At 39.5% G+C, this 12,148-nt stretch carries 12 protein-coding genes and 1 other annotated feature (1 of these 13 running past the window's edge); all 12 genes read right to left on the bottom strand.

What is annotated here, in order from left to right; genetic code table 11:
* Positions 1-221, bottom strand: a binding site (T-box leader); it reaches 4 nt to the left of the window's first position.
* Positions 222-275: 54 nt separating this feature from the next.
* On the bottom strand, positions 276-431 hold the full coding sequence (locus BK584_RS24395) for a hypothetical protein (RefSeq protein WP_169870974.1): 156 nt from the start codon (positions 429-431) through the stop codon (positions 276-278).
* 110 nt (positions 432-541) lie between these two features.
* Positions 542-1,552 (bottom strand): Gfo/Idh/MocA family protein, encoded by a 1,011-nt coding sequence (locus tag BK584_RS01045; protein WP_078390870.1) that lies wholly within the window; start codon positions 1,550-1,552, stop codon positions 542-544.
* Entirely contained in the window at positions 1,549-2,271 is a 723-nt protein-coding gene (locus BK584_RS01040; RefSeq protein ID WP_078390869.1) for a ThuA domain-containing protein, read from the bottom strand. The genes BK584_RS01045 and BK584_RS01040 overlap by 4 nt, the downstream gene beginning before the upstream one ends.
* Before the next feature lie 39 nt (positions 2,272-2,310).
* A complete protein-coding gene (locus BK584_RS01035) occupies positions 2,311-3,318 on the bottom strand; it encodes a LacI family DNA-binding transcriptional regulator (RefSeq protein ID WP_078390868.1) in 1,008 nt (335 codons plus the stop codon).
* Between the two features lie 172 nt (positions 3,319-3,490).
* Complete coding sequence (dtd, locus tag BK584_RS01030) at positions 3,491-3,928, bottom strand: D-aminoacyl-tRNA deacylase (protein ID WP_078390867.1); 438 nt, start codon at positions 3,926-3,928, stop codon at positions 3,491-3,493.
* Positions 3,929-3,949: 21 nt separating this feature from the next.
* A complete protein-coding gene (locus tag BK584_RS01025; RefSeq protein WP_078390866.1) occupies positions 3,950-6,142 on the bottom strand; it encodes a RelA/SpoT family protein in 2,193 nt (730 codons plus the stop codon).
* 144 nt (positions 6,143-6,286) lie between these two features.
* Positions 6,287-6,799 carry an adenine phosphoribosyltransferase gene (locus BK584_RS01020; RefSeq protein ID WP_054712344.1) on the bottom strand — a complete coding sequence of 171 codons (513 nt, stop codon included), beginning with the start codon at positions 6,797-6,799 and terminating at the stop codon, positions 6,287-6,289.
* Positions 6,800-9,139 (bottom strand): single-stranded-DNA-specific exonuclease RecJ, encoded by a 2,340-nt coding sequence (gene recJ / locus BK584_RS01015; RefSeq protein ID WP_078390865.1) that lies wholly within the window; start codon positions 9,137-9,139, stop codon positions 6,800-6,802.
* A gap of 66 nt (positions 9,140-9,205) precedes the next feature.
* Positions 9,206-9,517, bottom strand: a complete 312-nt coding sequence (locus BK584_RS01010) for a LapA family protein (RefSeq protein WP_078390864.1) — start codon at positions 9,515-9,517, stop codon at positions 9,206-9,208.
* A 23-nt stretch (positions 9,518-9,540) separates the two neighbouring features.
* Entirely contained in the window at positions 9,541-10,485 is a 945-nt protein-coding gene (gene secF, locus BK584_RS01005) for a protein translocase subunit SecF (protein ID WP_078390863.1), read from the bottom strand.
* Positions 10,475-11,776, bottom strand: coding sequence for a protein translocase subunit SecD (gene secD / locus BK584_RS01000; RefSeq protein WP_078390862.1), 1,302 nt, complete (start codon positions 11,774-11,776; stop codon positions 10,475-10,477). The genes secF and secD overlap by 11 nt, the downstream gene beginning before the upstream one ends.
* 24 nt (positions 11,777-11,800) lie before the next feature.
* Positions 11,801-12,103 carry a post-transcriptional regulator gene (locus BK584_RS00995; RefSeq protein ID WP_078390861.1) on the bottom strand — a complete coding sequence of 101 codons (303 nt, stop codon included), beginning with the start codon at positions 12,101-12,103 and terminating at the stop codon, positions 11,801-11,803.
* Positions 12,104-12,148: the final 45 nt, after the last annotated feature.

Here is a 12,148-nt window from a genome sequence, read left to right as displayed (position 1 = left end):
GGGACGAGAGTTTATCCCGTGGTGCCACCCAAATTGAGGCGCTAGCCTCCACTTTTGTCTGTTAACGCCAGCAACGTTTTTCCCTACAAATCAAAATGATTTTTCAGGAAAAAACCTCTAAGGTGTTCATTCGTTTCGGTAGATGAGACTTCTCTCAGCCGTGGAAGTCCTCTCTTTACATCTATAATCCCTTAACTACTATGCCTTGTCATTGGTACATCTTACATATTTAAGTTGCTTCTAACTATACGAATTTGACGCCGTCATGTCAATAGTTAATTTCGGTTTTGTTGTTTTCTGAATAAAGGTAAATCTCTAGATGTGATTCCCGTTTCATAATAAAAATGCCCTTCAAGCATTTGTAATCCTGGGACTTGATCGTTTAGTTCGTTCCGGTTTTCAGCATTTATCTGCTTATCATGGACACGCAATCTACCCGCTCCCTTGTAACGTAATTTCTAATTAGCATAGCCACTTTGCAAGCCATTTAAACATATAAGTAAATAAAACCTATCCGCTAGTAAGGGATAGGTTTTATGTGTTAAATACTTTGTCTGTAAATCTCTTCGATTATAGCTGAAACCCGCTTAGCTTCATTTGCTTTTACAATGGGCAGTGTATCCTCAATACAACATGATACAAAATGCCTTAGCTGAGCAAGTTCTTCATCTTCACCCGAGATCCAATCAGCTTTTGTTGTCGTCAACATGCCTTGTGTCGCTTTATTTAGCGAATAAGGGAAAACCGTCATACCTCCTTTTGTTCCAGAAATGCTCAAAGTCTCTTTATCTTCTGGAACATTTGCTGCCCACGAGGTTTCAAATAGCATTGTTGCTCCGCTAGTAAATCGAATATAAGCAGTTGCATGATCTTCCACATCAATTGTCGTAGCATCATAAATTCCCCACTCATTGACTTGGTCAGCATCTCGGCTTACCAGTTCATACGTTTGCCCTTGTATGGATTCGATTTCCGGAAAATCCATTAACCACATAGCTAAATCGAGCAAATGGCACCCGTAGTCAATTAAACAACCTCCACCTTGAATTTCTTTATTCGTAAACACACCCCACCCAGGGACTTTTCGCCGTCGCATGGCTTCAACACGTACAACAACAGGGTCGCCAATTTGCCCATTCGAGATCGCTTTCTTAGCAGCCAAAGAATCCTTTTTAAATCGATAATGATATCCAATTTGCAACACTTTCTGAGCTGCATTAGCTGCATCTTCCATTGCTTGCGCATCTTTACTTGAAATTGCCATTGGCTTTTCACAGAAAACATGCTTTCCTGCCTCAAGCGCCTTAATTGCAGAAAGATGATGAAATTTATTAGGAGTACAAATAATGACTGCATCTACTTTATTAAATAAAGCTTCCTCACTTTCAGCAATAAAAGGAATCGAAAATAGTTGAGCAACCTTCTCCGCTTGCTCTTTTCTGACATCGTATAAGCCGCATACTTCTACTTCATTTAATTTAAAGAGCACCGGGATATGCCGGTTTGTCGCTATTCCTCCAGCTCCAATAATACCTATTTTCAGTTTCATCACTTGCTCTGTCCTGGTACAGGCTCTAACGCCTTTGCATTTCCATAGACTGGAACATTGCGTTTTGTTGGAGCGGCCCATTTTACTGCATTCTGGATAACACGCTGGACATTATTGTCCTTATAAGTTGGGAAAGTCTCATGACCAGGACGGAAATAAAAGATTCTGCCATTTCCTCGATTAAACGTACACCCACTTCGGAAAACTTCTCCACCTTGGAACCAACTTAAAAAGATGATTTCATCTGGATCGGGAATGTCAAAGTGTTCCCCATACATTTCTTCTTTTTCGAGCTCAAAATGTTCATCAATTCCTTCGGCAATAGGATGACTCGGGCTAACCACCCATAGACGTTCTTTCTCATCAGCTTCGCGCCACTTTAAGTCACAACTAGTGCCCATAAGTGATTTGAAGATTTTAGAAAAATGACCTGAATGAAGAACGATTAAACCCATCCCCTCCAATACACGTTTATGTACACGAGCTACCACTGCATCTTCCACTTCATGATGCGCAATATGCCCCCACCAAATTAAGACATCCGTTTGGTTTAAAACGTCTTCAGTTAATCCATGCTCTGGTTCATCCAATGTTGCCGTACTTATTTTATGTTCCTCTTCTAAAAAACTAGCAATCGCCCCATGGATCCCACCAGGATAAATTTCTGCCACCATCTCATTCTTTTTCTCATGTCTAAACTCATTCCAAATTGTTACGTTCATCCTAACTTCTCCTCCTTCGCCTTATTAAACACTTATTTTTTAAGTTGATTGCCTAATTAGTAACGGTGCTGCTAAATACAACACTTGTGCAAGCTTTGGTTCTTTCTTAACGGCAGCTAACATTTGAGCCATAGCCTCCCTTCCCATTTCAAGAGTTGGTTGATGGATGGTTGTTAGTTTAGGATCGAGTAAAACAGCTGTAGGCTGATTATCAAATCCAACAACAGCTAAATCATCTGGAACTCTCCACCCATTCCCTTTTGCCTCAGCAATGATACCTGCTGCAATCTCATCACTCCCCGTAATGATTGCATCAGGTTTCCCTGCCAAATTATTTAGTTCCTTAAAAATTCGTTTCCCATCTTCCACAGAGTGACCAGCAAATCGCCAACTCTCATCACAAGACATTTTTGCTTCTTCCATCGCTTTCTTATACCCTAAAAATCGGTCTTCCGCTAGAGCTGATAAAGTTGATTGCTGTTTTAGTGGATCATAAATATTGCAGTAAGCAATTCGTTCATACCCTTTTGTGATTAAGTGCATCGTTGCATCATACATAGCTTGTTTTTGATTAATTGTAATGACCGGTACACCTTCCGCTTCACGTAAATATTCGTTACAAAATACGATCGGACCGTATTCCGAAAATGGTCTAATCGTTTCCCAATCATTCACAAGAGATGCGAAAATCACACCGTCAACTTGTTTCGTTTGAAGCAACTGAAGAAAATGTAACTCTTGATTTGCATTTCCTCTAGTATTGCACAAAATAAGCCGGTATGAGTGCTCAGCGGCCACCTCATCCATCGCATCGACGATTGCACCAAAAAAAGGGTTAACAATGCGAGAAACAAGGACGGCAATTGTTCTTGTTTCCGTTCCTCGGAGGCGTTGAGCCGAGGAATTTGGTGAATAACCTAACTCCATCATTGCTTCTTTGACTGCACGTCGTTTTTCTTCATCAACATACGGGTGGTTGTTCATCACTCTAGAAACCGTAGACCTTGAAACTCCCGCACGTAATGCTACATCTTTAATTGTGGACATTGAGTCACCCCCTTTTATGAAATCGTTCTCATATATATCTATCTTTACTTGTTTCGCTTTTTTTGTCAAGCGTTAAATAACCGCTTTCATAAAAGTGAATTGTTCTTTTACTACGTTAACTCATATAACGCACTTCAAATAAAAAAAAGAAAGCAGTTTTAAAAACTGCTTTCTAACTTTCTATAATTAAAGTCACTGGACCATCATTTACGAGCGACACATCCATCATAGCACCGAACTTGCCCGTTTCTACCTTAAGACCTCGTTCAATCAATAATTGGTTAAATTGCTCGTACAAGATGTTTGCATAGTCTGGTTTAGCTGCTTTCATGAAATTAGGACGCCGCCCTTTTTTACAATCACCATAAAGTGTAAATTGAGAAATGGACAAAATCGCTCCTTCATTTTCAAGAACAGAAAAATTCATTTTTCCTGTTTCGTCTTCAAAAATACGCAAATTAGCTATTTTTTCAGCACAGAAACGTACATCATTTTCGTTGTCCTCATTACTAATCCCTACTAACAATACAAGCCCCTTATCAATTTGACCGATTGTTTTTTCATCAACTTGAACTTTTGCCTCTTTTGCACGTTGCACAACAACACGCATTTTTCTTACACCTGCCTACTTTTAGTGCGTCACTCTACGCACTGAATAAATATCTTTTAACTGCTTAATTTTATCAACAATTTTTTGCAAATGCGCAATGTTTGTGATTGAGATACTCATTTCGATCGTTGCAATTTTATGTTTATGATCTGAGCGACCAGAAACAGTATTAATTTGAGTGCGTGTTTCAGTCATCGTTTGCAATACTTCATTTAAGAGGCCGTTTCGGTCAAAGCCAGTAATTTCTATATCAACGCTATATGATTTAGATACGTGACTCTCGCCTTCCCATTCCACTTCAAGTAATCTTGAACTAGATTCATCTTCAAAAGTCACATTTGGACAATCAGTACGGTGGATAGACACACCTCTACCTTTTGTAATATAACCAATTATTGAATCACCTGGTACCGGTGTACAACAACGCGCTAGACGAATCAGTAAATTATCGACTCCTTTAACATGGACACCAATCGAATTTGTTCGCTTGCTAGGCGCAAACGATTGAATCTCATTTAGAGCAGCATCAAGAGATAGATTCTCCTGTTCATTATCTTTTGCTTTCCGGAGTTTCTCAGTAAGCCTATTAACTATTTGCTTACCGCTAATACCACCATAACCAACAGCAGCATACATATCCTCTTCACCAGCAAAACTAAACTTATTAGTAGCCTCACTTAAATTATCTGGTGTCAGTATGTCTTTAGGCTCAAAATCAAGAGCTCTAATTTCTCTCTCAATCGTTTCTTTCCCTTTAGCGACATTTTCTTCGCGCTTTTCTTTTTTGAACCATTGTTTAATTTTGTTTTTTGCATGAGAAGACTTCGTTAATTTTAACCAATCATGACTCGGACCATATGAATGTTTTGATGTCATTACTTCAACAATATCGCCCGTCTTTAATTCATGATCAAGCGGAACCATTTTACTATTCACTTTTGCCCCGATACAACGATTTCCAATTTCACTATGAATGCGATAAGCGAAATCAAGTGGAACTGATCCCCGCGGGAGTTCCACTACATCGCCTTTTGGCGTAAAGACAAAAACCATATCAGAAAAAAGGTCCATTTTCATAGATTCCATAAACTCTTGTGCATCATTTGTATCCGTCTGAGATTCAATCACATCGCGAAACCAACTAAGCTTGTCCTCAAAAGAATAACGATTGCTTGATAATGTCTTTCCTTCTTTATATGCCCAGTGAGCAGCCACCCCATACTCTGCTACCCGATGCATGTCATCTGTCCGAATTTGAACTTCAAGAGGATCACCATTAGGACCTACTACAGTCGTGTGTAATGATTGATACATATTCGCTTTTGGCATCGCAATATAATCTTTAAATCGTCCAGGCATTGGGCGCCAACATGTGTGAATAACACCTAATACTGCATAGCAATCCTTAATGTTCTTGACGATAATACGAACCGCAAGCAAATCATAAATCTCGTTAAACTGTTTTTGTTGAATCACCATTTTTCGATAAATACTATAAATATGTTTTGGGCGACCCGACAACTCAGCTGTCACATGCACATCTGCCAACTGGTCTTCGATTTTCTCCATTACTTCCGATAGGTAATCCTCACGTTCTGCTCTTTTTCGTTTCATCAAGTTTACAATTCGGTAATATTGCTGTGGATCTAAGTAGCGAAGCGCTGTATCTTCTAGTTCCCATTTAATCGTTGATATCCCTAAACGATGGGCGAGCGGCGCAAATATTTCCAATGTTTCATTTGACGTAATGCGCTGCTTTTGTGGAGGCATAAATTTTAATGTTCGCATGTTGTGCAGACGATCGGCTAACTTAATAAGTAGCACACGAATATCTTTTGCCATCGCCATTAACATTTTACGATGATTTTCTGCTTGCTGTTCTTCTTTTGATTTATATTTAAATTTCTTAAGCTTTGTTACGCCATCTACAAGCATTGCAACTTCAGCATTAAACGCTTTTTCTAAATCAGCGACAGTCGCATCCGTGTCCTCCACTACATCATGAAGGAAAGCTGCTGCAATTGTATTAGGCTCCAACTCTAAACCTACGATAATGCCAGCAACTTGCACCGGGTGCAAGATATATGGTTCGCCCGATTTACGGTATTGACCACTATGCGCTTTTTCAGCAAATTCATATGCTCTTTCTAAAAAGAGAATGTCTTCTTTATGCAAGTAGGCGCTTGCTTTTTCGAGCACCTGATCTATCGTCATGAAATCACCTTACTCATTCGACAAGTTTTCTTTCTATTATCCGCTACTCGTTCACCCTTGTAAAGGGGAGAACCACTAGAAATAACTAAAAAGACGGCTGTTACTTACATACAGCCGTCTTTTTTTGCTGATCATATGAAATGACTAATAGGTCATAAGTGAAAAGATATCGTATTTATCTAGTTTTTTTCGACCGTCAATATAAGAGAGCTCGATCAAAAATGCCATTCCAACCACTTCTCCACCAAGCTCTTCTACTAACTTTGTCGTTGCTTCAATTGTGCCACCTGTAGCAAGTAAATCATCCGTAATGACTACACGCTGCCCAGGTGTAATACTATCTTTATGCATAGTCAAGCAATCTTTTCCATATTCAAGTCCATAATCGCATTCAATGACTTCCCGAGGTAGTTTTCCCTTCTTACGGACTGGAACGAAACCAATTTCCATATCTGTTGCAATTGGACATCCTACTACAAAACCTCGTGCCTCTGGTCCCACGATTACATCTGCATTTTTTTCTTTTGCATAGGCAGTTAACTCGGCAATTGCACTTTTATACGCTGGGCCATTTTGCATAAGTGTCGTAATATCTTTGAAGCGAATTCCTTCTTGCGGCCAGTTTTCAACGATCGTTATATATTTTTTGTAATCCAATTAAATCGACTCCTCTTTTTTATTCGCATCTGTCTCAATCATTGATCCAAACCATTCCTTAAGCTGATGATAAGAAGCGTATAAAAATTCATTTTCTAACCAAGCTTGTTCTTGTTTTTGCCTATATGAGTTTGAATGCTCTAGGCCTTTTTTTTCAGGGAATTCAACCGTTACGATTTGCCCTTCCTCAATCTCAACAAACCCTAATTCGCTGAATACCTGTGTCATAAATTGAACTGTGTGCGCAGACCAACCTTTATGTTTTTCAAGTTTTGCCATATCTGAAGTTAAAAATGTACCTCTTTTCTTTAAGAAAGCATAATACCATTTGAACTGATCACGGTTCGGGTTGGTTTGAAAAAATGCTTCTTCTTCTTCAGAAAAGACAACATAAATACGACTCGGAGTTCCAACTCCTTTAAATAGCTTTTGCAGTCCTGAACGATCATCTGGCAAATCTAATAACACTAAATATGCTCCATCAATATTTGGAAGTGGATCATGCGCATCAAAAATAGTTGATTCCAGTTCCAACCTCTTTTTTGTTTCCGATTGAAAAGCAACTGGAACCATTTTCGTCGCCGGAAGCTCCCCCATTCGCTCTATTAAGCGAGTTGGCTTTACACTTCGCCAATCAAAGAGTTGCCAGTCTTTTACAGCTAGATCTGCGATCATCAACTGTGGCTTCACCCTACCATTCCATTCATTAACAGACAACGTCCCTACTGCCGATAATTTAGCTTGAGGCGTAATTTCTTCAAATAAATGCCCCATCCGAAATGCAATACCGTCAAGAGGCCTTTCAGCTCCAGCAAATTGCAATTTCAAATGGTTTGAATCACTACCAATCCGCCTAAGATCCGCTACTTCCGCGTCTTGAATCAACACAGTCGGCTTCCGATTCGCTACCCCAAAAGGCGCCAATTCTTGAATCTGACCAATCACATCAAGTGTAATATCTTCTACATCAGCCACAAGATCAATCTCAGTAATTGGGGTGAAATCTTCATCGGACATTGTTTCTTGCGCTTGCGCAATTAATCTGTCTCTCAATGCTAGAATATCTGTTTGTGCAAGTGTCATACCAGCTGCCATAGGGTGTCCGCCAAAATGAGGTAAGATATCCCGGTTCTTCGAAAGTTCTTGAAACATATCAAATCCATCAATACTTCTGGCAGAACCTTTGGCCACACCTTTTTCGAGGTCAATACTCATCACAATGGTTGGACGATAATACTTTTCAACGATACGAGAAGCCACGATTCCAATGACCCCTGCATTCCAACCTTCTTTCGCTATGACAATTACTTCAGGGACTGTAGATTCTTGATCAACAAGCATAATTGCTTCTTCAGTCATCTTATTCACAATTGTTTGTCTTTCCTTGTTCAATTGATCAATTTTTTCAGCAAGTTCTTGTGCCAAATCACTATTTTCAGCTAATAATAACTCAACAGCAGGATCGGCAGAGTCCAGCCTGCCAGCAGCATTTAATCTCGGACCCATCCCAAAACCAACATGATCTGCTTCAATAGTTTCTTGTTTAATTCCACATACCTCTTTTAATGCCCGGATTCCGGGTCTACTAGAGGATTCCAATGCATGCAGACCTTTTTTGGCAATCAATCGATTTTCATCAACAAGCGGTACCAAATCAGCAATTGTTCCAATTACAGCAAACTCAAGAAGTTCATATGGAACACGCCCTAAAAGAGCGTGAGCAACTTTAAACGCAACTCCAACACCCGCCAATTCCTTAAACGGGTAAGAACATTCCGGTTGTTTTGGGTTAATAATTGCATAAGCTTCTGGCAAGGACGGGGGCGGTTCATGGTGATCAGTCACAATGAAATCAAGCCCAATCTCTTTAGCAAAAACGCCCTGTTCGAGCGCAGAAATACCCGTGTCTACTGTAATAACAAGACTATAACCTTCAGCTTTTGCTTGTTCTAAAGCAGGATTATTTGGACCATAGCCTTCAGTAAAGCGGTTTGGTATATAATAATCGCATTCAGCGCCATACATGCGTAATGCAGTCAACATAACAGAAGTTGAACTTACACCATCTGCATCATAATCGCCAAACACAAGAATTCGTTCATTTGATTCTACTGCTACATTTATGCGTTTTACTGTTTCTTCCATGCCTTTTAATAAAAAAGGATTGTGAAACTCTGGTTCTTCTTTTAACAGAAACCGTTTAGCCGTTTCACTATCTGTAATACCACGATGTACAAGTAGGCGAGCTGCTAAAACTGAAACACGTAACTCTTCCGAAAGCTTGCTTGCTAGTGTTTCATCTTGCTCTAAAATTCGCCACCTTGCTTTTGATTGCAACATATGTAAAACACCCCTCGACCCTCCTATTATACAGGAGTGATCGAAGGGTGACAATGCATTTCCATATTAGCTTTTATTGGTATCATCCTTCTTTGATTTTGTTAATCGGCTTCTTGTTTCTCTCCCATTAACACTTTCAGACTGGATTGAAGCTCGCAACCTTTTGATTTCCAATTTTTGTTGATGGACTTTCAATACGGACATTGCCCCAGCTACTATTGCTCCAAGCAGTACTGATCCAAGAATGACTAAAATGAGCGGCCATTTTGCCTCTACGAATAACAAATTAACTGGAACACTTTCTACATTCATTACCGCGAATACCGCAATGATAATTGCTGCGACTACGCCGATAATAAAAGCTGTTTGAGCCTTCATTCTACTCACCTTCCTTCATTCAATTAAATATATTCTTCCTCTGGTTGTTTTGGAGGTTTGCTTTTTATCTTTTTAAGACGTTTCCATTCCCAAACAAGCCACATCTGTGCACACAAGAACATGGATGAATAGGTTCCTGCAACTAAACCAATGACAAGAGCAAGAGAGAACGAGCGAATCGCTTCTCCACCAAAAATAAACAGAGCAAGCGACGCAAACAGAACTGTTAAGACAGTATTAATTGAACGTGTTATCACTTGTAATAGACTCTTATTAACAATATGAGCAAGCCGTTCAAAACTGTTAATTTCTTTTTCTTTGTTTACATTTTCACGCATCCGGTCAAACGTGACAATTGTATCATTGATCGAGTAACCAACAACCGTCAGAACCGCAGCTATAAACGGTACGTTAATTTCAATTTGCAGTAGACTAAACAAAGCAATAATAATAAATGCATCATGCAATAAACCAATGATCGCTGAGATTCCATAAAGAAACTGAAAGCGAAATGCAATGTAAATAACAATTGCAACTGAAGCGATAAGTACAGAAAGTAGGGCATTTTGAGCAAGCTCTTCCCCTACCAATGGAGATACTGTACTGATATTAGGCGAGTGTCCATATTTCTCATCAAAGTAAGATTGAATTAAAGCTATTTCTTGTTGAGAAAACTCATCAACAAACCGAGCGCTCGCATTTTGGCTTTGGTCACCCCCAAGAGTAACTGAAGGTACGTACGAGTCATCAATGTCAATTGCTTCAAAATCTGCAAGAACTTGTTCTTGCGTTAGTGGTTCATCTGTTTGAATTTCAACATTTGATCCGCTCTCAAAATCGACTCCTAAATTAAGCCCCATAGTAAATAACAAAACGATTCCTATGATTACCGTCAAGCCAGAACCAACAAAAAACTTCCGTCGATGCTTTGTTAAATCAACATTCCATTTTTCCGGATTAAAGCTCATCAATCTCACCTCTTTTCACGCCAAACCAACCTGGTCGTTTGTTCAAGAATTTGCTATCTACCCAAAGTCCTAGCAACACTCTCGATCCCCATACGGCTGTTAAAAAGCTGACAAGAATGCTTATAATCAGCATAACGGCGAAACCTTGCACTGAGCTCGTCCCAAAATAAAACATGACTCCTGCAGCAATCAATGTAGTAATATTTGCATCAAAAATAGTTGCAAATGACCGTCTACCACCCACTTTGTAGGCTGACTTTATTGATTTCCCTGTTTTTATTTCTTCCCGAACTCGCTCATAGGTAATGATATTCGCATCTACTGCCATACCTACACCTAAAATCAAAGCCGCAATCCCAGGTAATGTTAGCACTGCATTCAGCGCATTAAAAATAACTAATACTAGAAATGTATAGGCACTAAGTGTAATTACAGCAATCACACCTGGGAAACGATAATACATAATCATGTAGATAAAAATCAAGGCAACACCAATTAAGCCTGCATTTACCGTTTGCTTCATCGCTTGCTCCCCAAGCGAAGCACCCACTGATGTTGAATAAATTTCATTTAAATCAACAGGAAGCGAGCCAGCATTTAATATTTCTGCTAAGAAACGGGTTTCTTCTGTTGTGAAATTTCCTTCAATCATAACGTTACGAGTAAATAACGGTTGACGTACACTAGCTGCCGAAAGAAATTTAGGGTCTTCTTTTAACCGCTCTTCTTCGTAACTATCGCCCTCTTCAAAGTCCAACCACATTACGAGAAGGTTTTCATTATCCGGACGCTGGGAAAGCTCTTGTGTAATTTCCCCAAATTGATCTCCATCATCTAAAGTAAGGGTTACAATTGGCTGATTTGTATCCGCATGCAAACTAGCACTTGAACCGTTTTGAGTGAGATCACTACCATCAAGGAGAATATTGTCATCGACATCTCGTATCGTCAGCTCTCCACCCGTTGCTAAAATCTCTCTTGCAGATTCTTGATCTTGTACACCAGCAAGTTGAACGCGAATTCGGTTATCTCCTTCGATTTGAATAGTTGGCTCGGAAACGCCAATTGTATTCACACGTTCATTTAATGCAGTCGTTGTGGATAATAAAGCCTCATCATTAATAGTATCTCCTTCATTAATGGGTTCAACTTCGTATAGAACTTCAAATCCACCTTGCAGGTCAAGCCCTAAATTAACATCACTAATAACAGGCCTAACCAAGAGCGCTATGCCTGTAGCCATAAGGGCAACTATGAAAAAGAAAAGGGCAATCCTGCCTTTTTTCACCATAATACATTCTTCCTCCTACGCTATCTAGCTGTTTGTATGTTGCTGTTCAGTTGCCGCCTCAAATTCTTTAAACCAATCAACTGGTTCTTTATACGTATTTACCGTCAACCAAGTCATATAACCTTGAGGCTGAATAGAGAGCAGCTCATCTACAAATGCATAAAACGGCATAAATTCTTTCCGCTTCTTTAACTTGTCTATACAATAAGTCCATAGATCTTCCTCCGACACCCGATTATAACCAAGTTCATGGAATTCTTCTAACTTAATGATAAGAACAGGTCGCACATCTTCTTTCCAACTATCAAATTGTTGTTTCTCAATCATTTACCCAACCCCTCAAAAAAACAGTAAGTATACATATACTAACAA

The sequence above is a fragment of the Shouchella patagoniensis genome (assembly GCF_002019705.1).
Classification (GTDB): Bacteria; Bacillota; Bacilli; order Bacillales; family Bacillaceae_D; genus Shouchella; species Shouchella patagoniensis.
This window is presented reverse-complemented; position numbering and strand designations above follow the sequence as displayed.

Bases quoted from the DNA above. Each gene is read 5' to 3' on its own strand.
- secF (WP_078390863.1), bottom strand. From the start codon at position 10,485: ATGAGCTTTAATCCGGAAAAATGGAATGTTGATTTAACAAAGCATCGA.
- BK584_RS00995 (WP_078390861.1), bottom strand. From the start codon at position 12,103: ATGATTGAGAAACAACAATTTGATAGTTGGAAAGAAGATGTGCGACCT.
- recJ (WP_078390865.1), bottom strand. From the start codon at position 9,139: ATGTTGCAATCAAAAGCAAGGTGGCGAATTTTAGAGCAAGATGAAACA.
- dtd (WP_078390867.1), bottom strand. From the start codon at position 3,928: ATGCGTGTTGTTGTGCAACGTGCAAAAGAGGCAAAAGTTCAAGTTGAT.
- BK584_RS01025 (WP_078390866.1), bottom strand. From the start codon at position 6,142: ATGACGATAGATCAGGTGCTCGAAAAAGCAAGCGCCTACTTGCATAAA.
- BK584_RS01040 (WP_078390869.1), bottom strand. From the start codon at position 2,271: ATGAACGTAACAATTTGGAATGAGTTTAGACATGAGAAAAAGAATGAG.
- BK584_RS01035 (WP_078390868.1), bottom strand. From the start codon at position 3,318: ATGTCCACAATTAAAGATGTAGCATTACGTGCGGGAGTTTCAAGGTCT.
- secD (WP_078390862.1), bottom strand. From the start codon at position 11,776: ATGGTGAAAAAAGGCAGGATTGCCCTTTTCTTTTTCATAGTTGCCCTT.
- BK584_RS01010 (WP_078390864.1), bottom strand. From the start codon at position 9,517: ATGAAGGCTCAAACAGCTTTTATTATCGGCGTAGTCGCAGCAATTATC.